Source organism: Polaromonas sp. P1_E3 (genome assembly GCF_056405935.1).
Genome location: NZ_JBFUBD010000002.1, coordinates 48,251 through 73,250 on the forward strand (window position 1 = coordinate 48,251; position 25,000 = coordinate 73,250).

The 25,000-nt window shown below is 63.4% G+C and carries 27 protein-coding genes; 11 read left to right on the forward strand and 16 right to left on the reverse strand.

Annotated features, from left to right (window positions below; all coding sequences use genetic code 11):
• Positions 1 to 3: 3 nt before the first annotated feature.
• Positions 4 to 624 carry an ATP-binding cassette domain-containing protein gene (locus tag AC1D0Z_RS00770; RefSeq protein ID WP_477656337.1) on the forward strand — a complete coding sequence of 207 codons (621 nt, stop codon included), beginning with the start codon at positions 4 to 6 and terminating at the stop codon, positions 622 to 624.
• Here the strand turns inward: AC1D0Z_RS00770 and AC1D0Z_RS00775 are convergent.
• The gene (locus tag AC1D0Z_RS00775) at positions 594 to 2,618 is read right to left on the reverse strand and encodes an acetoacetate--CoA ligase (RefSeq protein WP_477656338.1); all 2,025 of its coding nucleotides are present in this window, start codon (positions 2,616 to 2,618) and stop codon (positions 594 to 596) included. The two genes, AC1D0Z_RS00770 and AC1D0Z_RS00775, sit on opposite strands and share 31 nt — an antisense overlap.
• Positions 2,619 to 2,710: 92 nt before the next feature.
• Between AC1D0Z_RS00775 and AC1D0Z_RS00780 the strand changes: the two genes are divergently transcribed.
• The 5 genes from AC1D0Z_RS00780 to AC1D0Z_RS00800 all read left to right on the forward strand — a co-directional run bounded on the left by AC1D0Z_RS00780 (position 2,711) and on the right by AC1D0Z_RS00800 (position 6,827).
• The gene (locus tag AC1D0Z_RS00780) at positions 2,711 to 3,154 is read left to right on the forward strand and encodes a ribonuclease HI family protein (protein ID WP_477656339.1); all 444 of its coding nucleotides are present in this window, start codon (positions 2,711 to 2,713) and stop codon (positions 3,152 to 3,154) included.
• A 103-nt stretch (positions 3,155 to 3,257) separates the two neighbouring features.
• Positions 3,258 to 3,650, forward strand: a complete 393-nt coding sequence (locus AC1D0Z_RS00785; protein WP_477656340.1) for a RidA family protein — start codon at positions 3,258 to 3,260, stop codon at positions 3,648 to 3,650.
• A 75-nt stretch (positions 3,651 to 3,725) separates the two neighbouring features.
• On the forward strand, positions 3,726 to 4,346 hold the full coding sequence (locus tag AC1D0Z_RS00790) for a TetR/AcrR family transcriptional regulator (RefSeq protein ID WP_477656341.1): 621 nt from the start codon (positions 3,726 to 3,728) through the stop codon (positions 4,344 to 4,346).
• A gap of 227 nt (positions 4,347 to 4,573) precedes the next feature.
• Complete coding sequence (locus AC1D0Z_RS00795; protein ID WP_477656342.1) at positions 4,574 to 5,458, forward strand: alpha/beta fold hydrolase; 885 nt, start codon at positions 4,574 to 4,576, stop codon at positions 5,456 to 5,458.
• Positions 5,459 to 5,540: 82 nt separating this feature from the next.
• Positions 5,541 to 6,827, forward strand: a complete 1,287-nt coding sequence (locus AC1D0Z_RS00800; RefSeq protein WP_477656343.1) for a solute carrier family 23 protein — start codon at positions 5,541 to 5,543, stop codon at positions 6,825 to 6,827.
• A 150-nt stretch (positions 6,828 to 6,977) separates the two neighbouring features.
• Here AC1D0Z_RS00800 and AC1D0Z_RS00805 read toward each other — a convergent pair whose 3' ends face one another.
• The 3 genes from AC1D0Z_RS00805 to AC1D0Z_RS00815 all read right to left on the reverse strand — a co-directional run bounded on the left by AC1D0Z_RS00805 (position 6,978) and on the right by AC1D0Z_RS00815 (position 10,210).
• Positions 6,978 to 8,129 carry an ABC transporter substrate-binding protein gene (locus tag AC1D0Z_RS00805; protein WP_477656344.1) on the reverse strand — a complete coding sequence of 384 codons (1,152 nt, stop codon included), beginning with the start codon at positions 8,127 to 8,129 and terminating at the stop codon, positions 6,978 to 6,980.
• 224 nt (positions 8,130 to 8,353) lie between these two features.
• A complete protein-coding gene (locus AC1D0Z_RS00810; RefSeq protein WP_477656345.1) occupies positions 8,354 to 8,704 on the reverse strand; it encodes a hypothetical protein in 351 nt (116 codons plus the stop codon).
• Positions 8,705 to 8,905: 201 nt separating this feature from the next.
• Positions 8,906 to 10,210: a hypothetical protein gene (locus AC1D0Z_RS00815; protein WP_477656346.1), complete on the reverse strand. Its 1,305-nt coding sequence runs from the start codon at positions 10,208 to 10,210 to the stop codon at positions 8,906 to 8,908.
• 177 nt (positions 10,211 to 10,387) lie between these two features.
• On the opposite strand from AC1D0Z_RS00815, the gene AC1D0Z_RS00820 reads away from it, so the two are divergent.
• A complete protein-coding gene (locus AC1D0Z_RS00820; RefSeq protein WP_477656347.1) occupies positions 10,388 to 10,810 on the forward strand; it encodes a hotdog fold thioesterase in 423 nt (140 codons plus the stop codon).
• A gap of 98 nt (positions 10,811 to 10,908) precedes the next feature.
• Here the strand turns inward: AC1D0Z_RS00820 and AC1D0Z_RS00825 are convergent, their stop codons facing one another.
• Positions 10,909 to 11,478, reverse strand: a complete 570-nt coding sequence (locus tag AC1D0Z_RS00825; protein WP_477656348.1) for a cob(I)yrinic acid a,c-diamide adenosyltransferase — start codon at positions 11,476 to 11,478, stop codon at positions 10,909 to 10,911.
• Between the two features lie 178 nt (positions 11,479 to 11,656).
• On the opposite strand from AC1D0Z_RS00825, the gene AC1D0Z_RS00830 reads away from it, so the two are divergent.
• The gene (locus AC1D0Z_RS00830) at positions 11,657 to 12,061 is read left to right on the forward strand and encodes an EF-hand domain-containing protein (protein WP_477656349.1); all 405 of its coding nucleotides are present in this window, start codon (positions 11,657 to 11,659) and stop codon (positions 12,059 to 12,061) included.
• Positions 12,062 to 12,187: 126 nt separating this feature from the next.
• On the forward strand, positions 12,188 to 13,609 hold the full coding sequence (locus tag AC1D0Z_RS00835) for an FAD-binding oxidoreductase (RefSeq protein WP_477656350.1): 1,422 nt from the start codon (positions 12,188 to 12,190) through the stop codon (positions 13,607 to 13,609).
• A gap of 330 nt (positions 13,610 to 13,939) precedes the next feature.
• Here AC1D0Z_RS00835 and AC1D0Z_RS00840 read toward each other — a convergent pair whose 3' ends face one another.
• From AC1D0Z_RS00840 to mnmG, 9 genes are all read right to left on the reverse strand, one after another.
• The gene (locus tag AC1D0Z_RS00840; protein ID WP_477656351.1) at positions 13,940 to 14,452 is read right to left on the reverse strand and encodes a hypothetical protein; all 513 of its coding nucleotides are present in this window, start codon (positions 14,450 to 14,452) and stop codon (positions 13,940 to 13,942) included.
• Positions 14,453 to 14,515: 63 nt separating this feature from the next.
• The gene (locus AC1D0Z_RS00845) at positions 14,516 to 15,070 is read right to left on the reverse strand and encodes a hypothetical protein (protein ID WP_477656352.1); all 555 of its coding nucleotides are present in this window, start codon (positions 15,068 to 15,070) and stop codon (positions 14,516 to 14,518) included.
• Between the two features lie 305 nt (positions 15,071 to 15,375).
• Positions 15,376 to 16,314 carry a ParB/RepB/Spo0J family partition protein gene (locus AC1D0Z_RS00850; protein WP_477656353.1) on the reverse strand — a complete coding sequence of 313 codons (939 nt, stop codon included), beginning with the start codon at positions 16,312 to 16,314 and terminating at the stop codon, positions 15,376 to 15,378.
• Between the two features lie 22 nt (positions 16,315 to 16,336).
• Positions 16,337 to 17,650 (reverse strand): serine hydrolase domain-containing protein, encoded by a 1,314-nt coding sequence (locus tag AC1D0Z_RS00855; protein ID WP_477656354.1) that lies wholly within the window; start codon positions 17,648 to 17,650, stop codon positions 16,337 to 16,339.
• Positions 17,647 to 18,231 (reverse strand): RBBP9/YdeN family alpha/beta hydrolase, encoded by a 585-nt coding sequence (locus AC1D0Z_RS00860; protein WP_477656355.1) that lies wholly within the window; start codon positions 18,229 to 18,231, stop codon positions 17,647 to 17,649. Before AC1D0Z_RS00860 ends, AC1D0Z_RS00855 begins: the two co-directional genes overlap by 4 nt.
• Before the next feature lie 95 nt (positions 18,232 to 18,326).
• Positions 18,327 to 19,097 (reverse strand): ParA family protein, encoded by a 771-nt coding sequence (locus tag AC1D0Z_RS00865; protein WP_477656356.1) that lies wholly within the window; start codon positions 19,095 to 19,097, stop codon positions 18,327 to 18,329.
• Between the two features lie 27 nt (positions 19,098 to 19,124).
• Complete coding sequence (locus AC1D0Z_RS00870) at positions 19,125 to 19,751, reverse strand: LysE family transporter (protein WP_477656357.1); 627 nt, start codon at positions 19,749 to 19,751, stop codon at positions 19,125 to 19,127.
• A gap of 156 nt (positions 19,752 to 19,907) precedes the next feature.
• Entirely contained in the window at positions 19,908 to 20,576 is a 669-nt protein-coding gene (gene rsmG / locus AC1D0Z_RS00875) for a 16S rRNA (guanine(527)-N(7))-methyltransferase RsmG (protein ID WP_477656358.1), read from the reverse strand.
• Positions 20,576 to 22,573 carry a tRNA uridine-5-carboxymethylaminomethyl(34) synthesis enzyme MnmG gene (gene mnmG / locus AC1D0Z_RS00880; RefSeq protein WP_477656359.1) on the reverse strand — a complete coding sequence of 666 codons (1,998 nt, stop codon included), beginning with the start codon at positions 22,571 to 22,573 and terminating at the stop codon, positions 20,576 to 20,578. Before mnmG ends, rsmG begins: the two co-directional genes overlap by 1 nt.
• A 336-nt stretch (positions 22,574 to 22,909) precedes the next feature.
• Here mnmG and AC1D0Z_RS00885 point away from each other — a divergent pair, with 336 nt between their 5' ends.
• Complete coding sequence (locus AC1D0Z_RS00885; RefSeq protein WP_477656360.1) at positions 22,910 to 23,488, forward strand: NADPH-dependent FMN reductase; 579 nt, start codon at positions 22,910 to 22,912, stop codon at positions 23,486 to 23,488.
• Here the strand turns inward: AC1D0Z_RS00885 and AC1D0Z_RS00890 are convergent, their stop codons facing one another.
• Positions 23,489 to 24,118, reverse strand: coding sequence for an FMN-dependent NADH-azoreductase (locus tag AC1D0Z_RS00890; RefSeq protein WP_477656361.1), 630 nt, complete (start codon positions 24,116 to 24,118; stop codon positions 23,489 to 23,491).
• Positions 24,119 to 24,143: 25 nt separating this feature from the next.
• The gene (locus AC1D0Z_RS00895) at positions 24,144 to 24,467 is read right to left on the reverse strand and encodes a DMT family transporter (protein WP_122954660.1); all 324 of its coding nucleotides are present in this window, start codon (positions 24,465 to 24,467) and stop codon (positions 24,144 to 24,146) included.
• Positions 24,468 to 24,572: 105 nt separating this feature from the next.
• Here AC1D0Z_RS00895 and AC1D0Z_RS00900 point away from each other — a divergent pair, with 105 nt between their 5' ends.
• Positions 24,573 to 24,959 carry a winged helix-turn-helix transcriptional regulator gene (locus AC1D0Z_RS00900; protein WP_477656362.1) on the forward strand — a complete coding sequence of 129 codons (387 nt, stop codon included), beginning with the start codon at positions 24,573 to 24,575 and terminating at the stop codon, positions 24,957 to 24,959.
• Positions 24,960 to 25,000 lie beyond the last annotated feature (41 nt).

The following is a 25,000-nucleotide window of genomic DNA, read 5'->3' on the forward strand; positions in this document are numbered from 1 at the left end:
AGCATGACCCATCCACTTTTACGCGTTGAAAATGTCGCCAAGCAATACCAGCGCGGCGTCTTTCGCAAGACCACAACCTTCTCATTGAACGCCGATTTTGAGGTGCACAAACCCTGCGTGGTCGGTGTCATGGGGCCCAACGGATCCGGCAAGACCACGCTGTTCGAGCTGATCACAGGCAGTAACCTGCCGAGCGCGGGCCGCGTGCTGGTCAACGGCCAGGACATCCACCAGGTGCGCACGCGCGAGCGCGACCGGCTGGCGATCCACTACCACCAGTCCTACCAGGTGCGGTCATTTCAAAAGACCAAACCCGACTTCATGCTGGCGCATGCGCAAAGCGATTCGCCGCTGGTGCATCTTTTCGACGAACCGCAGTTCAACACGCAGGACGGCTACATCGGCTTCATGCTGGACTTCTTCGCCAAGCTCAAGGCCAACGGCCGGCTGGTGTTTTTATGCCTGCACCCGAACGAGCCGTATCACGTCGACATCCTGCGGCAATGCTGCGAGCGTTTCATCTTTGTGCAGAAGGGCGCGATCAGTGAAGCGCCGGACTTCGACGCGCTGGCACGCGACGAGAAGGTCAGGGCCTACTTGGGGGCGCTGGCACCGACGCGTTGACGTGCGAAGGCCACATACCAGTCCAGGCTGCCCGGATTGGCCATAGCGTCTTTGTTGACGACTTTTTCCAGCGGCTGGCCTAGCAGCAGCTTCTTGATCGGCAACTCCTGCTTCTTGCCCGAGAGCGTGCGCGGAATTTCGGGTACGGCGAAGATGTCGTTGGGTACAAAGCGCGGCGACAGTGCGGTCTTGACGGCCTGGTTGAGTTTGGCTTTCATTGCCTCGTCCAATACCTGGCCGGGCCGCAGTACGACAAAGAGCGGCATATAACTTTCGCGGCCAAGGTATTCAAGGTCGACCACCATGGAGTCCAGCACTTCGGGCAGCGCCTCTATCGCACTGTAGAGTTCGCTGGTGCCCATGCGCAGGCCGTGGCGGTTGATGGTGGCGTCGCTGCGGCCATAAATGATGCAGCTGCCCGAGGGAGTGACCTTGAGCCAGTCGCCATGCCGCCAGACGCCGGGGTAGGTGTCGAAGTAGCTCGCGAGATAACGCTGGTGGTCTTTATCGCCAACGAAGTAGAGCGGCATGGAAGGCAGCGGTTGCGTGCAGACCAGCTCGCCGACCTCATCGACGACGGACTCTCCCTTGTCGTTCCAGGCTTCGACGGCGCAGCCGAGGATGCGGCATTGCATTTCACCGGGGACGACGGCGAGCTCCCTGTTTCCACCGATGAAGGCTCCTGCGAAATCTGTCCCACCAGAAATATTGCACCACCAGATATTGGGACTTCCGATCTTGGTGAATTGCGCGGTGCCCCATCGCTGCGTGTCTTCACTGAGCGGTGATCCCGTCGTACCCAGCGTACGAAGCCGACTCAGGTCTCCGCATTGCGTAATATCAATACCTGCCTTCATGCAGTTGGCAAAGAACGCTGCACCCGCACCAAAGAAGGTCGCGCGGGTGTTCGCGACGAAGCGCCACAGCGTGGTCCAGTCGGGTTGGTCCTTGTTCGTGCCGGCCGGGTTGCCGTCGTAGATACAGCAGGTCGTGCCGTTGAGCAGGCTGGCGGCCTGCACGTTCCACATGATCCAGCCGGTGGAGCTGTACCAGTGAAAGCGTTCCGGATTGGCCGGGTCGGCATAGCTGGGTGCCAGGTCGTTATGCAGGCGCAGCAGCGCCAGCCCCACCAGCGCGACACCCCCATGACCGTGGACGATGGGTTTGGGCAGGCCGGTGGTGCCGCTGGAGTAGACGATCCACAGCGGATGGTCGAAGGGCAGCCAGAGCGGCTCGAAGGCCTCTGTTTGTGCATCATTTCGGGCTGTGGCGCTTTGCAGACGTGCGCAACCAGCTATCAAATCAATAGCGCCTGAATTCCCGGGCAGCACCTCCTGAAGGATCACGTGCGTGATGCTGGGCAGCGCGGCGGCCAGCTCGGCCACCACGCTGCGGCGGTCAATGTCCTTTCCGCCGTAGTGCACGCCGTTGCAGGCGATCAACACCTTGGGCTCGATCTGGCGGAAGCGGTCCAGCACAGCGGGCGTGCCCATGTCGGGCGCACACACGCTCCACACGGCGCCTATGCTGACCGTTGCGAGGAAGGCGACCATGGTTTCGGGCGTGTTGGGCAGGTAGGCGGCCACGCGGTCGCCGGGCTGCACGCCCTGCGCTTTCAGGTGCAAGGCCAGCGACGCCGACTGCCGGCGCATCTCGGCCCAGCCCAGCTCGCGCGCTGCTTCGCAGTTCGCCAGGCTGGCTTCGCCATGGCTGACGATGGCAGGCACGCCCGCCGCTTCCGCCGCGGCCGTGTGGCGGAACACCTGCTGCGCGTAGTTGCCCTGCGCACCGGGGAACCACTCAGCCCCCGGCATGCTGCGCCGGCCCAGCACGGCCGTGTGCGCGGTAGGCGACTGCAGTTCGAAGTAATCCCAGATGCTTTGCCAGAAGGCGTCGAGGTCGGTCACTGACCAGCGCCACAGCGCGTCATAGTTGTCGAACGACAGGCCGCGTGTGGCCTGAAGCCAGTTTTGGTACTTGCGTATCTGGAACATGGACGCAACCATAAACCAGGACGAGGCGGATGTGACCCGGTGGTATCCCGCCATCGCCTATATTGGCTGACTCCCTATGAAAGAAGCGTTCATTGAATAGCGAGCCCTGGGTCATCTACTGCGACGGCAGCGCCGTGCCAAACCCGGGCCGCATGGGCCTGGGCGCTGTCGTCACCGCACCAGACGGCAGCCGGCACCCGCTGTCCATCGCTGCGGAAGGCCGCGGCTGCAACAACGAAGCGGAATTGCGTGCGCTGATGTCGGCCATGCAGTACGCCAGCCAGCAGGGTGCCACGGCACTGCTGGTGCATTGCGACAACAGCGTGGTGGTTCAACAGCTGACGGGAACCGCCGCCGAGCCCTTCCTGCGGCTGGCCCCACTGTTTGACGAAGTGCGCGCCTTGCTGCGGTCTTTCCCCGTCGCGCGGCTGGTGTGGATTCCGCGCCATCGCAACCGCGAGGCCGACGCCCTGGCCAGGGCGGCAGTGGGACTCATGCCCAAAGGCCCGGCTCCAAAAGCCAAGCGCCGCCGTTAATTGCACGTGCGAATGCTTCGTTCCCGCGCGAAGCAACGGAGCGCCGTAGCCACGTACAAACGTGGAAGTATCCACACACCCTGCACACCACCAGGAGCAACCCATGGCCAAAGAGACAGTTCGCGTCGAACCGCTTTCCACCTGGCTGGAGCGATGGAAGGCGCCCACCTCTGTTGTGACGCGCCATGGCGATACAGTTTATGTCTCCGGCTTGCCGCCGTTCGACCCCGTGACGGGCGAAGTCATCCAGGCGTCCATCGAACGCCAGGCCGAACGGGTGCTGGAGCAAATGAAGTTCTGCCTGGAAACAGCAGGTTCATCGCTGGGCCAGGTGCTCAAATGCAACGTCTACTGCACCTCGGTCGAGCAGTTCGCGGCGGTCAACGCTATTTATGCGCGTTACTTTCCCAAGGACCCACCGGCCCGGATTTTCATCTGCGTGCCGGCATGGCCCGGTCACTTTGACGTTGAGATGGACTGCATCGCCGCCTGCTAGCCTGCGCAGAAGATCCGAAAACCGTGCCACGGTGAGGGGATTGAACTTTCGCACAATCGTGCTAATATCTGCCGCATGGACGCCAAAACCCAGAAAAGCGAAATGACCCGCGCCGCCATCATCGGCGCGGGCCTTGACCTGGCTGCGGCAGAGGGCCTGGAGGCCATCACCTTGCAGGCCGTGGCAGACCGCATCGGTATTTCCAAGAGCGGTGTGTTTTCGCGCATCGGCTCGCGCGAGGCTTTGCAGAAGGCCGTGATTGAAGAGTTCGGCCGGCGCTTCATTGCCGACGTGTTCGTGCCGGCCATGCAGCAGCCCAAGGGCCTGCCGCGACTGGACGCGATTGTGCAGCGCTGGATTGTGCGCATGCGTGACGTGGAGATCCAGTCGGGCTGCATTTACACCGCGGGCGCCTTTGAGCTGGATGACCGCGAAGGCGAATTGCGCGACACCTTGTTCGGCGAGATCACCCGCTGGCGTGCGGCCTTGCGGCGCACAGTGCTGCAGGCCGTGGAAGCGGGCCATTTGCAGGCGGACACCGACCCCGAGCAGCTGGTGTCGGAGATTTATGCGCTGTCGGTGGGCTTGTTGCACGATGCACGTTTTCTGCGCGACAGCCGCGCAGCCGACCGCGCGCAGGCATCCTGGAAGCGCCTGCTCAAGAGCTACCAGACAGAGGCGATCACCCCAAAATAAAGAGACAAGCAGGGCGGAAAGGGCAGCCGCGCCATTTCCGGTGTGTCGGTAAGTTTAAATTTCGCACGACTGTGCGGAGAAATGAGGAAATCATGTTGATCCTGATCATTGGCTTTGGCATTTATTTTGGCGTTCGCGCCGTGATGGCGGTACAGGCTTCGCTGCGCACACTGCCGCGCAGCAACGAAGACTGGATCTGGTACTGAAAACCGCGGAGACAGCTGACCATGACACGCACATCGCTTGAGGCCACTTCGGCCTTCTACAACGCCAGTCCCCTGACACGCATTTTCCGCTGGGGGCTGGGCGCTTCGCAGCAGCTCTGGCCGGCGCTCGCCGTGCGGGCGGCTTACCGCCTGTTCGGCACACCGCTGCCGCCCAAGTGGGTGAGCCGCCGCAGAAAGTGGAGCCCTGACTGGCACATCGAACAATGGCCATTTGAAGACGCCAGCGTCACGATGTACCACCGCCCCGTCGCACCGGCCGGTCCGGTGGTGCTGCTGGTGCATGGCTGGGGCGGACACGCCGGACAAATGCTGGCGTTGGCGGAGGTCTTGAGTGCGCAAGGCCTGCGACCCGTCATCATTGAAATGCCGGCGCACGGCCGCAGCAGCGGTTCGGTCAGCAACCTGCCGCAGTTCGCGCGCGTGCTCGAGTATGTGACCGCACGGTTGCAGCAGCAAGGCCATACGCTGCGCGCGGTGGTGGCGCATTCGCTGTCTGCCAACGCAGGCGCCTACGCAGCCAGCCGCGGGCTTGCGGCCGGCCGCCTGGTGTTGCTGGCGCCGCCCGCCTCGCCGCTGGAATACACGCGGCTGTTCGCCCACGTATTTGGCCTGCGCGAATCCACGCGTGCGGCCATGCAGCGGCGTATCGAGGCGCGCGAAGGCATCCTGATGCCGCAGTTCGAACCGGCGATGGTCGGCCCGCGTATCAGCCTGCCCACGCTGGTGGTGCATGACCGGCAGGACAGCATCAACCGCTTCGCCGACGGCGTGGCGTACAGCCAGGCGATTCCCGGCGCGCACCTGGTGGCCACAGAAGGCCTGGGCCATCGCAAGATCCTCAAGGATGACGAGGTGCTGCGCCAGGTCGCCGCGTTCCTGGCCTGACAGGTCTGCTCCTGGCGCGCTGCCCTTGTGCGGCGTCCACATTCCCCCTAGCATTGCCTCACTTTTATAAAGAGGAGACATGATGGGAATGCTGAACTGGACGGAAAAAAGCAGCGCGGTTTTGCAACAAGGCGGCGTCATCGGACCCGACGAGCGCCTGCCCTGGCCACAAACCGCGGTGATGGGTGTGCAGCACGTGATTGCCATGTTCGGCGCCACGGTGCTGGCCCCCATCCTCATGGGGTTTGACCCCAATATCGCCATCCTGATGAGCGGCATCGGCACGCTGATCTTTTTTGTCGTCACCGGCGGCAAGGTGCCCAGCTACCTGGGTTCAAGTTTTGCCTTCATCGGTGTGGTGATTGCCGCCACGGCGTACGCTGGCAAGGGGCCGAACGCCAACCTGGGCGTGGCGCTGGGCGGCATCATTGCCTGCGGCGTGGTGTACACGCTGATCGGCTTCATCGTGCAGTCCATCGGCACCGGCTGGATCGAACGCCTCATGCCGCCTGTGGTGACCGGCGCCGTGGTCGCGGTGATCGGCCTGAACCTGGCCAGCATTCCCGTCAAGAACATGGCGGCCGGCAATTTCGATGCGTGGATGCAGGTGGTGACATTCGTCAGCGTGGCCCTGGTCGCCGTGATGACGCGCGGCATGGTGCAACGGCTGCTGATCCTGGTTGGCCTCATTGTGGCGAGCGTGATTTATGCGGTACTGACGAACGGCCTGGGGCTGGGCAAGCCGATAGACCTCTCGGGCATTGCGGGCGCAGCCTGGGTCGGCCTGCCGGGCTTCACGGCGCCGGTGTTCGAGTTCAATGCCATGCTGCTGATCGCGCCTGTCGCCATCATCCTGGTGGCAGAAAACCTCGGCCATATCAAGGCAGTCACAGCGATGACCGGCAAGAACCTGGACGTCTACATGGGCCGCGCCTTCATCGGCGACGGCGTGGCGACCATTGTCTCGGGCAGCGCGGGCGGCACGGGCGTGACGACGTATGCCGAAAACATCGGCGTGATGGCGGCGACCAAGATCTATTCCACCGCCGTCTTCGTGGTGGCGGCGCTGATCGCCGTCGTGCTGGGCTTCAGCCCGAAGTTCGGCGCGCTGATCCAGGCGATCCCGCTGCCCGTGATGGGCGGTGTAAGCATCGTGGTGTTCGGCCTCATTGCCGTGGCCGGTGCCAAGATCTGGGTGGACAACAAGGTGGACTTTTCCGACAACCGCAACCTGCTCGTCGCGGCCATCACGCTGGTGCTGGGCACGGGTGACTTCACCCTGAGGTTCGGCCAGTTCGCGCTGGGCGGCATCGGCACCGCGACCTTTGGCGCCATCCTGCTGTACGCCTTGCTGAGCCGCAAACCCTGATGCACAGCTTGCTATCTATTTGATAGCTCCTTGCGCACGTCCTGATTGGCTTTCAGCCTCTTTTAATGCAAAAAGCCCCGTTGACTCAACAACCGGGGCTTTTTTCTGGCTGCCGGCAACGGGGCGTTGCCGGTCAGGATCAATGCCCCATCAGCCCAGGAAGCGTCCACCGGCGCCGAGCACACCCAGCTCCACAAACTTCGAGCCCGCGAACGGCGGCGCGGCATAGTCGACACTGAAACCGCCGAGGTCGAACTTCTGCAGGCCGGCCAGCGCGGTGCGCAGCCTGGCGCGCGTCACATCGCGGCCGGCGCGTTCCAGGCCCTCGGCCATCACATGGGTGTTGATGTAACTCTCCAGGCTGCCGAGCGAGAACTCCTGCTGGCCGATGGCGCGCATGGCGGCCTGGTACTCACGCACCACCTGCAGCTTGGCGCGATACGGGTCCGGGAACACCATGGTCAGCGCCAGGCCGGAACCGGCTGCGCCCAGCGCCTTGATGCCGTCGCCCGACAATGTCACGCTCAGGCCTGCGACAGGCAGCATGGGTGAGGCCTTCTTCAGCGCGGCAATCAGGCCGACGGAGGCCGACCCGGCGGTGCCGAGCAGCACGGCACCGGGTTTGCCCGCGACGACCTGGCCGACGACGTCGTTGAGGTTCTTGCCGTCGATCGCCAGTGCCGCCTGGGCCGCGGCCTTGGCGCCTTGCGCCAGCAGCGCGCGGTTGACGTCAGCCAGCACTTCCTTGCCGTAGTCGTTGTCCAGGTAGACAACGGCCAGGTCCTTGATGCCCATGCTCACGATCCGCTGAACCAGGCGCTGCGTTTCGTCGGTGAAGCTGGCGCGCACGTGGAACACATTGCGCATGCCGGGCTTGCGCAGCGAGGACGCGCCCGAGCGAGGCCCGACGTAAGGCAGGTTGGACTCTTCAATCACCGGCACGATGGCGGCGTTGTTGGGCGTGCCGACACAGGACATCAGCGCAAAAATGCTGCCGTCGCCGATCATTTTTTTGACGTTGTCGGCGCTGCGCTGCGGCACGTAGGCGTCGTCCAGCATCTGGAACTGCAGCATGCGGCCATTCACGCCGCCTTTGGCATTGATCTGGCCCATGGCCGCATCCACGCCCTGCTTGAGCTCTGCACCCACGCTGGCCAGCGGGCCGCTTGTCGCGCCCGTGCTGCCGATGGTGATGGCCTTGGCCGTCAGGCCCTCCTGGGCGTAGGCATTGCGGATGAAAGCGGGAGCGGCGGCAAAGGCAGCCATTTGGGGGGCAAACGAAAGGAAGCGGCGGCGAAGCATCGCGATTCTCCAAAAGGTGGGGTAGCCGTGAAGGCCAAAGACAAGGCCGAGTGACCTTGCGGGTAAGAACCGCCCGCCAATAGGCGCACAGCAGCGCGCCGGATGACAGGCAAATCATTTAGGGTTAAATGATTCTAGGGGTAAACCCTTACCAATTGATGACACAGCGCGTGCCGCTGTGATTTGCCGGAGCAGGGCCCCGCTCGCCGTCCGCTGAGGCGGACTTACTTGGCCTGTGATTGGCCGGTAGCCCTGGCAAGGGCTGCCTTGGTTCTGGCGAGCTCACGCTCCAGATCGGCCCGCTCGCCAATTTCCTGTTCCAGGGTTTCATTGACCTGTGCAAGGTCTTCCGCGGATTCCTGAATGCGGGTTTCGAGCGCGTCGGTTTTTTGCAGGGCCTGGGCCACTTCACCTGCCTGCACATGCGGCGGCAGCTCCTGCTTGAGCACGGTGTTGATCACCAGCAGTTCAGCGGCCGACTGCTCCACGGTGTCTTTGACGGCCTCGTTTTGCCCGAGCGCGCGCTCCAGGGGAGTCGATGCGGAGGGGGAAACGGCAGACTGCTGCTGTGGCATATCGGTGGCCTTGTGGTCGGTTTTATGCGGAGTCCGGAACGCCATGTCCGCAAATGGGTGCTGGCTTGCGCTGCTCCAGCGGCGATTTTAACCACCCGCGGCGATTTCAGGAGGCCAGAAGCTCAGCGCCGGGCGGGGGTATTCACGTCGGCCATATCAGGCAACGTATCAGCCATGTCACGGTTTGCCGGGTTGGCTTCCTCAGCGCGATTTGGCCGGTGCCGCAGGTGCCTTGCCACCGCGCGCTGCGCTGGCAGGCTGGGCCGGCCCGGGGCTGAAAATCTTGCCCAGTGTGGAGCCGATGCGGGCGCCAATGGCCGTGCCCACACCCGGCAATACGGCGGTGCCCACTACCGCGCCCGCAATGGCGCCGCCCGGCACGGAAAATTTCACGTCGTTGAGCGGACCGCTGACTTTCAGCGGGACGCCCACGATGCCGTCCACCAGGTCCACGGCAAACTCGCCCGCAATCTGCCGGTTGGCGATTCTGGCGTCGCCCGAAGCGGTGAGCGCACCGGAGCTGGCTTTCACGCCGGTGTAGGTCACCACCATACCCTCGGGCGTATTTTGCGTGTCGAGCTGGCCCGAGATGGAGTCCAGCGGTGTCTGCCCGCTGTGTTCTTTGCCTGCCGTGCGCACGGCTTTTTCCAGGTCAAAGCGCAGCAGCGTGGACTTGCCCACCGTAAAGGGAGTTTTGGTGTGTAGCGACTGCGCCAGCTCGGCCACCGTGTCGCCATTGGCCGACAGCGTGGTTTCGCCGGAGGCCCGGCCCGCGACGATAGAGCGGCGGTTAAAGGCAGCCAATGCACTTTCAACCTCGATCTCGCGGGGCTGAAGGGTGCCTTCCAGGTGCATGCGGCCGTTGGCGCGGTATTCGAGCCGGACCTCTCCGTCCGCCGTGCCGCCCCCCGCGCGTATGCGCGTATCCCAGCGGTCCTCCTGGCCCTGGCGCACCAGGTTCAGCTGCGTGACGGGTTTGACACCGGGACGCCGCAGCTCGGCCTTGCGCGGGCGCCAGCCGGGGTCAAAGTCGAGTTCACCTTCATACACCAGGGCAATGCCGCGGCGAGAAATCCAGGTGACGTCGCGAAACACGAAGCGCGCCAGCGGCAGCTCATCACCGGCCATCTCTTCTTTTTCACGGTGCTTCCCCAGGCCGCGCAGCGACAGCTGGGGCACCACGGCACCCTCCAGGTCGGCGCGATCAATTTTCACGCGGCGTTGCCACAGCGCAAGGATGTCCGGGTAAAGCGTGAGTTTTTTGACCACAATGGGCTGGGGTTGCTCGGTGCTGGCATCTTCAATGACTACTGCGGGAGAAGGCAGCAGGCGCCAGTGCAGCGCACCGACGCGGACCTTGACGCCCAGCCGCGCTTCCAGTTCGGCAGAGGCGCGCTGCGCGAGCTCCTCGTCACTTGGCACCAGCCTGAGCGCTGCCAGCCACAGCAAGCCCAGCGCCAACGCGACTCCCAACAACCCCAACAGCCATTTATGGGAGCGTGTCATGGGCGCTGCGCGCCGCGGCGGCTCTGGTCCCGATAGTTCGCGTTCACGCTGCCGTTGGATTTCATGCATCTCATGCAGCCAAGCTTAAATCCGGGCCACCCCTCCAGCCAAGCGACAAGCTCCCCAAGCGCTGTAGGCCGCAACCTTATAGTGGGGGTATCAGCCCTAGGAGTTCTCATGCGCATCTGGAAACAGCCCATCTCCGTCGAATTGCTCACGCACCACAATGCCGACAGTGCGGTCACCCATCTGGGCATTGAATTCCTGGAAGTCGGGGACGACTTCATCCGTGCGCGCGTGCCGGTGGACCGCCGCACGGTGCAGCCTTATGGCTTGCTGCATGGCGGCGTGTCGGTGGTGCTGGCTGAAACGCTGGGCTCCTGCGGCGCCGCATTTGCCGCGCCCGAAGGACACCGCGCCGTCGGGCTGGACATCAATGCCAATCACCTCAAGGGCACGACGGGGGGCTGGGTCACGGGTATCACGCGGCCGGTGCACATAGGCCGCAGCACCCAGGTATGGCAGATCGAGCTCACCAATGACGCGGGCGAGTTGACCTGCGTCTCGCGGATCACGATGGCGATGCTGCGGCCGCAGTAATGGCGCATGGCCGTTGAGGGCCGCACTCAACACCGGGGTTGCTGATAGCAGCCATGCTGCAAGCCGCTATTGCGGAAACACCACGCGGGCCGTTGCTGTTATTTCGTACCGGCGGCCTGCGCCATGCGCTCACTCTTCCAGTACACATCGTCGCCGCCGTTCATGCGGTTGAGCACGCGCGACAGAACAAAGAGCAGATCGCTCAGGCGGTTGAGGTAGTGGCGCGGCGACTCCTTGACCGGCTCGGCGGCGCCCAGTGCCACCACAGCGCGCTCGGCGCGGCGCGCCACGGTGCGGCACACATGCGCCTGCGAGGCTGCGCGAGAGCCCGCCGGCAAAATGAATTCCGCCAGGCGCGGCAGCTTCGCATTGTGCTCGGCCAGCGCTTCATCGAGCAGCGCTACGGCTTCAGGCTTGAGCAATTCAAATCCGGGAATGGAGAGTTCACCGCCCAGGTTAAACAGCTGGTGCTGCACTTCCACCAGCAGGTCGCGCACGCCAGCGGGCAGCTCTTCACATAGCAGCAGGCCGATGTGGGAATTCAGCTCATCGACATCGCCCATGGCATGCACACGCAGGCTGTCCTTGGACACACGCGTGTTGTCGCCCAGGCCGGTGGTGCCGTTGTCGCCGGTGCGCGTTGCGATCTGGGAGAGTCTGTTGGCCATGGTGTAAAGGCGCGATGAAGCGCGGTGAGGTGCATAAAGCCCCGGGCGTTACGCCGGGCAAGGAAATGTGTCGTCGTACGCCATCATGTGAGTGAGGAAACACCCTGCAAAACCGCTGGCCGCAGCGGGCAGGCTGGGTTGCAATGGATGCTTGTTCACTCTTTGAAAGACTCTTCGCATGACCATGCACACGACAGCAACACAGCATTCAAAACATTCTATTCCCGGCTTCGAGTTGCGCAGCGTGATCCTGGTGGCCGCGCTGGCAGCAGGCGCTGCCGGCGCCGTACGGGCCCAGACCGCCCCGCCCTCACCCTCCAGCCCCAACAGCCCGCCGTCCCAGATGGCGCCTTCCGGCAGTGCAGGCAACGCAGGCGCCCAGGGCGCCGTGCCGCAAAACCGCACCACCAGCAAGGACGTCGAGGCAGCCTTTGGCCGCGCCGATACCAACAAGGACGGCAAGCTCGATCGCCAGGAAGCAGAACACCTGCCGGCCGTGGCACAGCGTTTCGAGCAGATCGACACCAACCACGACACCTTTATTTCGCTGGCCGAGCTCACCAAGGCGGCCACCGGCTCCTGACGGCTCTCTCGCAGGGGGTGACTTGCTGCCCCGCTTCATGCTCTTCCGGGTTCGTGAGCGCGGTCTCCGGCCCATTGGCGGAAACAACGCACACGTCGTAAACTGTGCCACCGATCCGGAGACACCATGAACGCCCCCCTGCCCACCCACCTGCTTCCTGAAATCTGCCAGCGTGAAACCCCTGCCGCGCTGATAGATGCCCTGAAAACCCGCTTTGCCGAGCGCTGTTCTACCGCACTCGTGGTGCGCGAACAGCATGGCCGCGACGAATCCTCGTTTGCCGCACCGCCGCCTTCCGCCGTGGTGTTCGCCGAAAGCACGCAGGATGTGGCCGATGCAGTCAAACTCGCCAGCCAGTTCAACGTGCCGGTGATTCCCTTTGGCGTGGGCACTTCGCTCGAAGGCCACCTGCTGGCCGTTCAGGGCGGCATCAGCATCGACGTGAGCCGCATGAACAAGGTGCTGGCCGTCAATGCCGAAGACCTCACGGTCACGGTGCAGCCGGGCGTGACACGCAAGCAGCTCAATGAAGAAGTCAAAAGCACCGGCCTCTTCTTCCCCATCGACCCGGGCGCCGATGCAACCCTGGGCGGCATGAGCGCCACACGCGCCAGCGGCACGAACGCCGTGCGCTACGGCACCATGCGCGAGAACGTGCTGGCGCTGGAAGTCGTCACGGCCGACGGCAGCGTCATCCGGACCGGAACACGCGCCAAGAAATCATCGGCGGGCTACGACCTTACACGCCTGATGGTGGGCAGCGAGGGCACGCTGGGCGTGATCACCGAAGTCACCGTGAGGCTGTATCCCCTGCCTGAAGCCATCTCCGCCGCGGTGTGCTCCTTCCCGAGCATCGAGGCGGCTGTACGCACCACCATCGAGATCATCCAGCTGGGGGTGCCGATTGCACGCGTGGAGTTGATTGACCACAACACCGTGCGCATGGTCAATGCGCACTCCAAGCTCACGCTGCGCGAAGAGCCCATGCTGCTGATGGAGTTTCACGGCTCACCTGCCAGTGTGAAGGAGCAGGCCGAACTCGTGCAGGAACTCGCCAGCGGCCACGGCGGCAACGCGTTTGAGTGGGCCAGCACACCGGAAGAGCGCACCCGCCTCTGGACCGCCCGCCACAACGCCTATTTCGCGGCCATCCAGTCGCGGCCGGGTTGCCGCGCAATTTCCACCGACACCTGCGTGCCGATTTCGCGCCTGGCCGATTGCCTGCTGGAGTCGGTGGCCGAAGTCGACGCCAGCGGCATTCCTTACTTCCTCGTCGGCCATGTCGGCGACGGCAACTTCCACTTCGGCTACCTGATCGATCCGACGATTCCGAAGGAGCGCGAAGTGGCCGAAGCGCTGAACCACAAGCTGGTCACCCGCGCGCTGGCGCTTGAAGGCACCTGCACCGGCGAGCATGGCGTGGGCCTGCACAAGATGGACTTCCTGGTAACCGAAGCGGGTGACGGGGCGGTCGGCATGATGCGCACCATCAAGCGCGCGCTCGACCCGAAGAACATCATGAACCCGGGCAAGATTTTCTCGCTGTGAAGCGAGCTCTACTGCGCGTTTGCAGTGGATGTGAAAAGCCCGCTAAAAGCGGGCTGTTGATCCAGGGCCCTCTTCACCAGCTCGGGCCGTGCGATCTGTAACCACCCCCGTCCGGGCTCACTTCGTGTAGCCCGTTCCCCCCTCGAGGGGGCGGCGCCTTGGGCCGGCGAAGCCGGACCCTCGGCCCCCACTGGTGGAATACCCCGTTAGTTACTCCCATGGAACTCTTCAACCCAGCATGAGCCGCGGAACCGGCTTTGCCGGGCCGCAGGGGGGCGGCCCCCTCGGGGGGCAGGGCGCCACACGCAGTGGGCAACCGTGGGGGCTCCATTACTTCTGGATATCACCCATCTTGCAGCCCTTGGCGAGGAACATGCCGGTGAGGTGTTCCTTGCGGCCCTGTGCCTGCTGGCCCTGCAGGGCAACGGCCTGTTGCTGCGCGGCCGCGGCTTGCTGCTGGGCGACGCCACTGTTGGCGGCCTGCTGGGCCGAATTGCCTGCCAGCTGCTGCACGATGCCGCCGAACATGCCGCCCAGGCCGCCACCGAATCCGCCAAAGCTGCCGGCGTTTTGCGCCGCGGCATTGACCGCTGCGGAGGCCAATGCAGTTTGCACCGCCGCTCCGGCCACCTGACTACCTGCATCTGCGGGGGCCGCAGCGGCCGGCGCCGCAGTGTACTGGGCGGCGCGTGTGACCACGCTGTCCATCTGGCCGATCTCGCCATAAATCTGTTGGCACGTGAGGTCGTTGTCTGTCATCTTTACGCGCTCAATGGTTTGCGCAGATGCGGCGGCAGCCACCAGGGAAAGCGCCAGCGCGGCGGCAAGGGAGTGTTGTTTCATGACCGGTCCTGCAATGGGTGGGGTTGATGGAGGTTGGGGGAACGCGAGTAAAAATTTCGGAGGTTACTTCTGCACTTCCGAGAGCTTGCAGCCCCTGGAGAGGAACAAGCCCGTCAGGTGGTCCTTGCGTGCCCTGGCCTGGGCTCCCAGACTGACGCCGGCTGCCTGCGCTGGCGCCGGTGCTGTGGAGGGCACGGCTGCCGGGGCATTGGTGCCCGCCAGCAAGGAGCCCAGCATTCCTGCGCCCAGCGCACCGGCCAGGCCGCTGGCCTGGGCGGGCGATGGCACAGCGGAATGGCGGCCGTTCTGCTGGGCCGCCGCCATGTTGTTGGCAATTTGCTGCTGGTACTGAGCCGAAAGCCCCTGCTGCGTGGCCAGCGCGGCCGTCGGTGCATGCATTTGCGCCAGCGTGAGCGCGCCACCGGGCACGACGGCGGCGGGCACGGCGGTGGCGGAGGGCGTTGCTCCCACAACCGGCAGGCCCGGGCCAGCCAGGGCCATGGTGGTGTCCATCTGCTGCGCCTCGGCGTACATCTGCTGGCAGCTGAGGTCGTTGTCCGTCAGCTTGACGCGCTCAATGGTTTGCTGCGCCTTGCTGGCCTGAGGCGCCAGTGCCATTACCGCGGCTAGGGCAGCGCCAGCACCAAGACCGGCAAATCCTTTTCGCCAGCCCGGCTTGATCTGGCCCATCGCGACGGGCGCGGTAACACCGGCCCTTGAATGGTGAGCGCTACGGAAAGAACGGTTCGCCGAGTATTTCATACGCAAACACACAAATAATTACATGTAGTAACAATAAGCATGTGGGCGCCAACCGTCACCCGCTTTTTAAAGAAAGCGGCGTAAGAGTCGAGAAAGTCGTGAATTAGTTCACATTTGAAACGCAGTCACTTCGTCTTGCCAGAAAAATTAACCCGAACAGGCTACTTGTTGCCGCGCAAGCGTTCGATCAATCCGTTGAGTTCGTCCATCGAAGCGAACTGGATGGCCACCTCGCCCATGTCTTCGCGCCGGCCATTGCGTTTGACCTGTTTTTTGATGCGCACTTCCACGTTGGCCATCAGCAGGTCGGCGAGCTCTTCTTCCACACGGCGGGTGTCGCGGGACTTTTCCTTGGTGGCTTTTTGCGGCTTCAGCGAAAACTCGGCGCTGAGTTTTTTAACCAGGCTTTCGGCCTCGCGCACTGACATTTTTTTGGCCGATATCTGGTTGGCCGCGGTGATCTGCGCCGCACGGTCCAGGCCCAGCAAGGCACGCGCATGGCCCATGTCCAGGTCGCCCGCCATCAGCATGGTCTGCACCGGGTCGGCCAGGTTCAACAGGCGCAGCAGGTTGGAAGCCGCACTGCGCGAGCGGCCCACGGCCTGCGCGGCCAGCTCGTGCGTGAGGCCGAATTCCTTGACCAGGCGCTGCAGGCCGTGGGCTTCTTCGAGCGGGTTGAGGTCTTCTCGCTGGATGTTTTCGATCAGCGACATCGCGGCGGCCGACTCGTCAGGCACGTCGCGCACCAGCACCGGCACCTCGTCCAGCCCGGCCAGCCTGGCCGCGCGGAAACGCCGCTCGCCGGCGATGATTTCGTACTTGCCGTCGTTGGCGCCGCTGGTCAGCCGGCGGACCAGGATAGGCTGCATGATGCCCTGCACCTTGATGGATTCGGCCAGCTCGTAGAGCGCGCCTTCGTCCATGCGTGTGCGCGGCTGGTACTGGCCGGCGACCATGTCACTGAGGCGCAGCGAGGCCGGCAGGCCCGGGCTGTTGGCCGTGCTGCTGGCGTTCTCCGCGTCCGTCGCGCTTTCGCTGACCTTGGGGCCGAGCAGTGCTTCGAGCCCGCGGCCGAGGCCCTTGGGTTTTTTCGTGACCATGGTTTTTCTTTCTTTCAATTCGTCATTGCGGGCCGGGCGTGAGGTCCCCGCCCAGTGATTGCAGCACGCCGCGCCAGAGGGCGTCGCGCTCTTCATAAGGTTGCACGTCCTGTTTGCCGCTGGCCTGGTCCCACACTGAAGTGAGCACCATCACCGTGCCGGTGGACGGCTGCACATACACCGTCTGGCCGTGGATGCCCTGCATGGCAAACGTGCGTGCCCGCAGCGGCATGAGCCAGAACTGGTAGCCATAGCCGAAGTACGGCGTGGCCACGCGCGGCTTGAAGGCGGGCGGCTGGCGTGCCGGATCGGTAGCGTCCAGCAGGTAGTCCAGCGGCAAGACCTGCAATACGCCGGGCTTGCCGGTCGCCGTGTCGATCGCGCGGCCGTCATTGGCCAGCAATTGGCCCAGCCGAGCCCAGTCGCGCAGGCTGGCGTTGAAGCCGCCGAATGACTGTTCCTGCCCATCGCTGGAAACGCGCCAGAAGGCATCGTGCTCAGCGCCCATCGGCTTCCACAGCCAATCAGTGGTGAGCTCGCCCATGTTCTTGCCGGTGGCGGCTGTCAACACGCGGCCCAGCACATCGGTCTCGGCGCTGGCGTAAACAAATTTTTCGCCGGCGGGGGAATGCCGGTCGGTGATGCTGCGCAACACGTCCACCGGCTTGCCCGCACCGGGCGTACCGGCGCTGGCGCGCGACAACCGGGAGATGTCGTCCTTGAAGTCGTAGCGCTCGGTAAACGTCAGGCCCGAGCTCATGCGCAGCAGCTGACGGATCGTGGTGGCGCCGTAAGGGCTGCCGGTGAGATCCCTGGCGTACTTCTCGGCGGGGTCGTCGAGCGAAGCGATCAACCCCATCGAAAGCGCCTTACCGACGAGCAGCGAAGTCACGCTCTTGGCCATCGAGAACGACAGGAAGCGTGCATCGTCCTTGCGGCCGTAACGGTAATGCTCGGCGACGATCTCGCCGTTCTTCAGAATCAGCAGGCCGGTGACGCGTTGGCGGTCCAGGTAGTCGGCGAGTGAGTAATTCGCGCCCTTGTAGCGGTAGGTGACGGGCACCGGCCTGGCTGCCTGCGGCAGGGGGCTGGCCTGGGCCGGCCGCGCCACCACACGAACCTGCACGCCCGGCACCTTGTCCAGCGCGGACCAGGAGCCGACGCGGTAAGGGTTGTTGTACCAGGTGGYGGATGTGCCGATGGGATAGCCATTGGCCTTGTTCAGCACGGCCTCATCCGGTTCAGCATGCAGCGCCGGGCCGGCCCATAAAGCCACCAGTGCCAGCCCGATGCGCAGATGCTGCGGGCGGAGGCGAAGAAATGAGAGTGCGGTCATGGTTTGGGCGTGATATCAGGCGAAGGCTGGATCGCCGGCGAGGTCAGGTCCTTGAGCTGCAGCAGCCGCAGGTAGGCTTCGGGCCAGTCACCCAGGCCGCTCTCGGCGTTGAGGTGGCCACGCGGCCCGGCGTCCACAAAGGCAGACCCCCAGGCGGCGGCGAACTGCCGCGCCCGCTGGATTGCGCAAAAGGGATCGTCGCTGCTGGCAAACACCGCGCTCTCAAACGGCAGTTTGTTCATGGGTACCGGCGACCAGCTGGGGAGCATTTCGCGCACGTCCTCGCGGTCGATGTCGGGCGGGGCCGCCAGCAGCGCGCCTTTGACGCGGTGGATGTTTTTCGAATGACTGGCCCAGGCCGCCACCAGCATGCAGCCCAGGCTGTGCGCCACCAGCACCGCAGGTTCATCGCAGGACAGCAACACCTCTTCCAGGCGCGCCGTCCAGTCGCCGCGCAGAGGATGCATCCAGCTGTGCTGCTCCACGCGCGTGTAGCCGTCGGCCGCCTCCCAGAGCGTTTGCCAATGGCCAGGGCCGCTGCTTTTCCAGCCGGGAAGAATGAGGACGTTGTCGGGTTTCATGGAAAGAACTATCGGCTTGCTATGATTTTAATAGCTGCTTGCGCCCGTCCCTATTGGGCTGCGGGCACTTTTATCTGTCAAACAGGCTTGGGCGGTCACATCGCCTTGATGCGGCCAACCATTTCCTCGGCAAAGGTGACGAACGCCTGCGCGCCCCTGGAGGACGGGTCAAACACCACACCGGGCAGGCCGTAGCTGGGCGCCTCGGCCAGGCGCACGTTGCGCGGGATCACGGTGTTGAACACCTTGTCGGCAAAATGTTCCTTGAGCTGGTCGCTGACTTGCTGCTGCAAGGTGATGCGTGGGTCAAACATCACGCGCAGGAGACCGATGATCTGCAGGTCCTTGTTGAGGTTGGCGTGCACCTGCTTGATGGTGTTGACCAGGTCGGTCAGGCCTTCGAGCGCGAAGTACTCACACTGCATGGGCACGATCACACCGTGCGCGCAGCACAGGCCGTTGAGCGTCAGCATGCTGAGCGACGGCGGGCAGTCGATCAGCACGAAGTCGTACTGGCTGTCGACCTCGGCGAGCGCCAGCTTGAGGCGCTTTTCGCGGCGCTCGACATCGACCAGTTCGACCTCTGCGCCCGCCAGTTCGCGGTTGGCCCCCAACACGTCGTAGCCGCACTTCTCGCTGTGCACGCGCGCTTCAGCCACCGAGGCTGATTCGAGCAGCACGTCGTACACCGTCATTTCCAGCTTGCGTTTGTCGACGCCCGAACCCATGGTGGCATTGCCCTGCGGATCCAGGTCAATCATCAGCACACGCTGACCGACTTTGGCCAGGCCCGCCGCCAGATTGACCGTCGTTGTTGTCTTCCCTACCCCACCCTTTTGGTTGGCTACGCAGAATATTTTGGCCATCAGTTTCTTTTAGTTGTTGGGAGCAATTTACTTCGAGACAGCCAGCTTGAGGCCAAAGCCGATCAGGAACACGCCAGCCAACTTATTCAGGATGGACGTGATTTTGGGGTTGGCGCGGATGCGTTCAGCCAAGTGGTAGGTGATCATCACAGAGGTCAGGCCATACAGGAAAGTCAGCCCGGCAATGGTGGCTGCCATCACGGCAAAAGTCTTCAACCCCTGGTGCTGGGCCGGGTCAACAAACAGCGGGAAGAAGGCCATGTAGAACACGATGGCCTTGGGGTTCAGCAAGGTGATCATCATCGCCTGCTGAAAGTAGTGGCGCGGCTTGATGTTGAGCAGCGGCGCATCGCCGGGCTTGGCCATCAGCATCTTGATGCCCAGCCAGGCCAGGTAAATCGCGCCCGCCCACTGGACGAGATGAAAAGCCGTCGGGTAAGCCGCCATGATGGCCGACACGCCAGCCACCGCCGCCCACAGCAAGACCTGGTCGCCCGCGATTACGCCGAAGGTTGCACCCAAGCCGCCCGCGATGCCGCCCTTGCTGGTCGAGGTGATCAGCGCCAGGTTGCCCGGGCCGGGAATCAGCAAAAACACAATGATGGCGACGACAAAAGCACCGTAGTCAGCGATGCCAACAAATGAGCCCAACATGGAGGTTCTCCAGAAAGTAGAGAAAAATGAGAGAACCTGAGTTTACGACAGGGGTGTGCGGCAGAAGCGCCAAACCAGGCCGATCAAGGTCGATTCAGCGTTCGCTTGGGATTCTTTTTGTGCCCGAACAACGGGCTCACGCTCCCAGCCTTGGTTTCAGGCCGGGCCGGCGGCAGTTTTCGCCCGCATCCAGACAATACAGCGCTCGGCATTCAGCCCCGGAACCTGCAGTTGTTCCACGTGAAACACTTCAGCGCTGGCCGGCAAGGCGGCGATTTCGTCAGCCGGGTGCTTGCCTTTCAGGGCCATCCAGGCACCCTGCGGCGCCAAAGCATCGGTCGACCAGTTGGTGAAATCAACCAGGGACGCAAAAGCCCGGGAGCAAATCACGTCGAAAGAGGTGGTGATCGTTTCGACCCGGGCGTGCAGACCAGAGAGGTTGGGCAGCTTCAAAGCCAGCGCCGCCTGCTTGATGAACGCGGCCTTTTTGGCCACGGTGTCCACGCAAGTCACCGCCACAGTTGGGCAGCAAATCGCAATAACAACACCCGGGAGGCCGGCACCGGAACCCACATCCAGCAATTTTGCACCCTGCTCCAGTCCGGCTTTTTTCAAATACCGCTGTAGCGGTGGCACCGCCGCCAGGCTGTCCAGCAAATGATGGGTCAGCATTTCCGCCGGATCACGCACGGCCGTGAGGTTGTAAACCTTGGTCCATTTACCGATCAAGTCCTGGTAATCCAGCAGCTGGCTGACTTGTGCATCGCCCAAGTCCAGTTGCAGCGCCTTGAGCCCGGCGCGCAAATCCTGTTCACCGCTCCGCATCAGGCCTGGGCTTTTTCGGTGGAAGCCCCTGCCGCCTGGAGTGGCGTCGTGTTTTTCCAGAGGTTTTTCTTCAGGTGCACCAGTAGCAGGGAGATGGTCGCGGGCGTGATGCCGGAGATCCGGGAGGCCAGACCCAGGGTCTCGGGCCGGTGTTTGGCCAAGGTCTGGCGCGCCTCAAAACTCAAAGCAGAGACCTGCAGGTAATCCAGGTCGGCGGGCAATTTGAGGTTTTCGTAATGCGACGCCCGTTCGACTTCGGTCTTTTGCAAGTCGATATAGCCGGCGTACTTGGCCGTAATCTCGATCTGCTCGATCACGCTTTTGGCCATGTCGTCGCTGGCCGCTGCTTCGGCGGCCAGTTCAGGGTTGGCGTACTTGCCCTCCTCCAGCGACATCAACCCGGCGTAGTTCACATCCGGGCGGCGCAGCAAGTCCAGCAGGTTGTATTCCCGCTCGATGGATTTACCCAGAACCCGCTCGGCTTCAGCCACCGGCAAGTTGTTCGGATTGACCCAGATTGTCCGAAGCCGGGCTGTTTCACGTGAAACAGTGTCGCGCTTGCGGTTGAAGGCATCCCAGCGGGCGTCGTCCACCAGGCCCAGTTCCCGGCCTTTTTCAGTCAGGCGCATATCGGCGTTGTCCTCGCGCAGCATCAGGCGAAACTCGGCCCGGCTGGTGAACATGCGGTAGGGCTCAGTCACACCCTTGGTGATCAGGTCGTCGACCAGTACGCCCAGATAGGCTTCGTCTCGCCGCGGCAACCAGGCTTCTTTTTCCTGGCATTGCAGTGCAGCGTTGATTCCGGCAAACATGCCTTGGGCCGCCGCCTCTTCGTATCCGGTCGTGCCATTGATCTGCCCGGCAAAAAACAGGCCGCCAATGGCGCGGGTTTCAAAGCTGGACTTCAGCGCCCGCGGGTCAAAGTAGTCGTATTCGATGGCGTAGCCGGGCCGCAGGATATGGGCGTTTTCCATGCCGGCCATGGAACGGACCAGGTCGTACTGAATGTCAAAGGGCAGGCTGGTCGAGATGCCGTTGGGGTAAATCTCGTGGGTGGTCAGGCCTTCCGGCTCCAGAAAAATCTGGTGGCTGTCCTTGTCGGCAAAGCGGTTGATCTTGTCTTCCACGCTCGGGCAATAGCGCGGCCCCACGCCGTCGATCTTGCCGGTGAACATGGGGCTGCGGTCAAAACCGGAGCGGATGATCTCGTGGGTGCGCTCGTTGGTGTGGGTGATCCAGCACGGCATTTGCCTGGGGTGGGCGATGCCGCCACCCATAAAACTGAACACCGGCACCGGGCCTTCGGCACCGCCCGGCATGCCGTCGCCGGGTTGTTCGGTGCATTTGCTGAAGTCAATCGTGCGGCCGTCGATGCGCGGAGGCGTACCGGTTTTGAGCCGGCCCTGCGGCAGCTTGAGTTCCTTGAGCCGGGCCGAAAGGGACACGGCCGGTGGGTCGCCCGCCCTGCCCGCCGAGTAGTTGTTGAGCCCGACATGGATCTTGCCGTCCAGGAAAGTCCCGGCCGTCAGCACCACGGTACGCGAACGGAACCGAATGCCGACCTGGGTCACGGCGCCCACCACGCGGTCGCCCTCGACCATCAGGTCGTCAACCGCCTGCTGGAACAGCCACAGGTTGGGCTGGTTCTCCAGCTTGCGGCGAATCGCCGCCTTGTACAGAATGCGGTCGGCCTGCGCGCGGGTGGCGCGCACGGCCGGTCCCTTGGAGCTGTTCAGGATGCGGAACTGGATGCCGCCCTCGTCGGTGGCCAGCGCCATCGCCCCGCCCATGGCGTCCACCTCTTTGACCAGGTGGCCCTTGCCGATCCCGCCGATCGACGGGTTGCAACTCATCTGGCCCAAGGTCTCGATGTTATGGGTCAGCAGCAAAGTCTTGCAGCCCATGCGTGCGGAAGCCAGCGCGGCCTCGGTGCCGGCATGGCCGCCACCGACCACGATCACGTCAAATTCTTGCGGGTAAACATAAGGCGAGTGCATCACGCCTCCTTCGGGTAAAGCGGCTTTCAGGCTGGGGCGCCTGCAGGCCATGGAGCGGTCCGGTGTCGATGGTGGCCAGGCTTGCCGCAACCACACGGTGCGCCATGCAATGCCCTGACCCATCGGTCCCCACAGGACGAAGGCGTAATTTTATCAGGCGAGGCCTGATTTGTGCGGCTCGCCGAAGGGCATGGCCTTGTGCGGCCTCAGGATTTAGCTATCAATTTAATAGCTGCTCGCGCTTGTTCCCATTGGGCTGGAGGCCTGAAAGCCTTGTAAACGGGGATTTGGGGGGTGCCCAGCCCAAGCCGGCCCGCAACAGCCACAATAGCGGCCATGAAACTTCTTATCTTCGCCGGCAGCACCCGCCAAAACTCCTTCAACCGCAAACTCGCCCAGGCGGCCGCCGCACTGGCGCGCGCCAGCGGCGCCGAAGTCACCCACATCGAGCTGGCTGATTTCGACATTCCCATGTACAACGCCGACCTTGAAGCCCAAGGCACGCCGCCCGACGTGATGAAGCTCAAGCAGCTCATGTTCGAGCACCCGGCCTGGATCATCTGCTCACCCGAATACAACGGCAGCTACACCGCCCTGCTCAAGAACACCATCGACTGGGTCTCCAGCCCCGTCAAGAGCGACCCGGCCTGGCACGAAGGCTTCAAGTCTTTCACCGGCAAAGTGGTCGGCGTGCTCAGCGCCTCGCCCGGCGCACTCGGCGGCCTGCGCTCGCAAAGCCACCTGGTGCCGCTTTTGCTCAACGCACAGTGCTGGGTCGCGCCCAAGGCTTTCGCCCTGGGCCGCGCCGGGAGCGCTTTTGACGAGGACGGCAAGCTGCTCGATGAGGCGCACCTCAAGAACGTGCAGGCGGTGATCGACCAGGTGCTGTTTGCCAGCGCCCGGCTTGCGCCTTAACTAGCGCGCAGAGGCCAAGGCCAGCGCGCGCTCGATCGCGGCAGCCCTGGTCACTGCCAATTCTTCAGGCGGCACCAACGTTGGTGCCGCGCTGATTTCCGCTGTCACCTCAATATCCAGAAAACGCAACCAGCGCCGCATATAAGGTTTCTGGAAATCCGACTCGTCTTCATCGGGTTGCAGCGGATACGCACCGGCGCTTGAATACACCAGCGTCGCGCTCTTGCCCGGCAGCAGCGCCCGGTAACCCGTCTGCCGTGACCAGGCCCAGTTCTGCCCCGGCAGCGTCACCACATCGATGAAATGCTTAAGGCGATACGGGATGCCGAAATTCCACATCGGCAAACTGAAGAGATACCGGTCCGCCGCATTGAAGCGCTGCGACACTGCGACCGCACGCGCCCACAATGCCCGCTGCGGCCCCGTCGCATTCTGCGCGCGCAGCACGGCGAACTTGGCGGCAATCATGTCGGCGTCAAAAGGCGGCAGGTCGATGTCCCACACATTGATCGTGTCCACGGTGTCCTCTGGATGCGCCTGGCGATAGGCGTCCAGCCAGGCGGTGGCGACGGTAGTTGAGGTCGATGCCGCCTGCATCGGCGAGGCCTCGATATAAAACAGATGCGTCATGCGTTTCTCCTTGCGATGCCCGGCATCACGCTGCGCCGTCCAGCAGGCGCAAGCCCACCATGCCGGCCACCACCAGCGCCACGCAGGTCAGGCGCAGTGCCGAGGCGCTTTCGCCCATCCAGAGAATGCCAATCAGCGTCACGCCGACCGAGCCGATGCCGGTCCAGATCGCGTAGGCCGTGCCCACCGGCAAGGTCTTCACGGCATGCGTCAAAAAGAAAATGCTGGCACCGGCCGCGGCCACCCCCAGCACGCTGGGCCACAGGCGCGTCCAGCCTTCGGAAGATTTCAGGAACAAGGCCATTGCGATTTCGACAATGCTTGCGGCGAGTAAATAGAGCCAGGCCATCGGGAGTCTTTCTTTCGGGAACAGGGTTAAGGATGAAGTGAGATTGAAGAGCCCCCAGCTTAGGTTTACGATTACCCATAGACAAGTACGCACCTTCTGGTAACCATGACAATTCCCGACGACCTACCCGCCGACTCTTCAACTGTGTTTAGCCAGGCCTGCCCATCGCGCCAGGCGCTGGAGCTGGTCGCCAGTAAATGGGCATTGCTGGTCATCCCGGCGCTGGCCGACGGCCCGGTGCGCAACAACGAGCTGATGCGCAAGATCGAAGGCATCTCCCAAAAAATGCTGACGCAAACGCTCAAGGAACTGGTGCGAAACGGCCTGGTGTTGCGCTTTGACCGCCAGACCGTGCCGCCGCATGTCGAATACCAGCTCAGCGCGCTGGGCCAGTCGCTCAGCGAAACCTTGATTCCGCTGGACAACTGGGCCGAGCGCAACCACCAGAACCTGAAGGCCGCGCGCGAACGTTTCGACGCGTCCTTCATGTAGCGCATGGGGGTTAGCCTCATTAGCGGAATCACGTAGCGCCG

Bases quoted from the DNA above. Each gene is read 5' to 3' on its own strand.
- AC1D0Z_RS00895 (WP_122954660.1), bottom strand. From the start codon at position 24,467: ATGGCCTGGCTCTATTTACTCGCCGCAAGCATTGTCGAAATCGCAATG.
- AC1D0Z_RS00810 (WP_477656345.1), bottom strand. From the start codon at position 8,704: ATGCCACAGCAGCAGTCTGCCGTTTCCCCCTCCGCATCGACTCCCCTG.
- AC1D0Z_RS00825 (WP_477656348.1), bottom strand. From the start codon at position 11,478: ATGGCCAACAGACTCTCCCAGATCGCAACGCGCACCGGCGACAACGGC.
- rsmG (WP_477656358.1), bottom strand. From the start codon at position 20,576: ATGCGGAGCGGTGAACAGGATTTGCGCGCCGGGCTCAAGGCGCTGCAA.
- AC1D0Z_RS00870 (WP_477656357.1), bottom strand. From the start codon at position 19,751: ATGTTGGGCTCATTTGTTGGCATCGCTGACTACGGTGCTTTTGTCGTC.
- AC1D0Z_RS00890 (WP_477656361.1), bottom strand. From the start codon at position 24,118: ATGACGCATCTGTTTTATATCGAGGCCTCGCCGATGCAGGCGGCATCG.
- AC1D0Z_RS00845 (WP_477656352.1), bottom strand. From the start codon at position 15,070: ATGGCACTGGCGCCTCAGGCCAGCAAGGCGCAGCAAACCATTGAGCGC.
- AC1D0Z_RS00900 (WP_477656362.1), top strand. From the start codon at position 24,573: ATGACAATTCCCGACGACCTACCCGCCGACTCTTCAACTGTGTTTAGC.
- AC1D0Z_RS00775 (WP_477656338.1), bottom strand. From the start codon at position 2,618: ATGTTCCAGATACGCAAGTACCAAAACTGGCTTCAGGCCACACGCGGC.
- AC1D0Z_RS00820 (WP_477656347.1), top strand. From the start codon at position 10,388: ATGCGCATCTGGAAACAGCCCATCTCCGTCGAATTGCTCACGCACCAC.
- AC1D0Z_RS00830 (WP_477656349.1), top strand. From the start codon at position 11,657: ATGACCATGCACACGACAGCAACACAGCATTCAAAACATTCTATTCCC.
- AC1D0Z_RS00800 (WP_477656343.1), top strand. From the start codon at position 5,541: ATGGGAATGCTGAACTGGACGGAAAAAAGCAGCGCGGTTTTGCAACAA.
- AC1D0Z_RS00850 (WP_477656353.1), bottom strand. From the start codon at position 16,314: ATGGTCACGAAAAAACCCAAGGGCCTCGGCCGCGGGCTCGAAGCACTG.
- AC1D0Z_RS00805 (WP_477656344.1), bottom strand. From the start codon at position 8,129: ATGCTTCGCCGCCGCTTCCTTTCGTTTGCCCCCCAAATGGCTGCCTTT.
- AC1D0Z_RS00835 (WP_477656350.1), top strand. From the start codon at position 12,188: ATGAACGCCCCCCTGCCCACCCACCTGCTTCCTGAAATCTGCCAGCGT.
- AC1D0Z_RS00770 (WP_477656337.1), top strand. From the start codon at position 4: ATGACCCATCCACTTTTACGCGTTGAAAATGTCGCCAAGCAATACCAG.
- AC1D0Z_RS00885 (WP_477656360.1), top strand. From the start codon at position 22,910: ATGAAACTTCTTATCTTCGCCGGCAGCACCCGCCAAAACTCCTTCAAC.
- AC1D0Z_RS00795 (WP_477656342.1), top strand. From the start codon at position 4,574: ATGACACGCACATCGCTTGAGGCCACTTCGGCCTTCTACAACGCCAGT.
- AC1D0Z_RS00840 (WP_477656351.1), bottom strand. From the start codon at position 14,452: ATGAAACAACACTCCCTTGCCGCCGCGCTGGCGCTTTCCCTGGTGGCT.
- AC1D0Z_RS00860 (WP_477656355.1), bottom strand. From the start codon at position 18,231: ATGAAACCCGACAACGTCCTCATTCTTCCCGGCTGGAAAAGCAGCGGC.
- AC1D0Z_RS00815 (WP_477656346.1), bottom strand. From the start codon at position 10,210: ATGACACGCTCCCATAAATGGCTGTTGGGGTTGTTGGGAGTCGCGTTG.
- AC1D0Z_RS00790 (WP_477656341.1), top strand. From the start codon at position 3,726: ATGGACGCCAAAACCCAGAAAAGCGAAATGACCCGCGCCGCCATCATC.
- AC1D0Z_RS00865 (WP_477656356.1), bottom strand. From the start codon at position 19,097: ATGGCCAAAATATTCTGCGTAGCCAACCAAAAGGGTGGGGTAGGGAAG.
- AC1D0Z_RS00785 (WP_477656340.1), top strand. From the start codon at position 3,258: ATGGCCAAAGAGACAGTTCGCGTCGAACCGCTTTCCACCTGGCTGGAG.
- mnmG (WP_477656359.1), bottom strand. From the start codon at position 22,573: ATGCACTCGCCTTATGTTTACCCGCAAGAATTTGACGTGATCGTGGTC.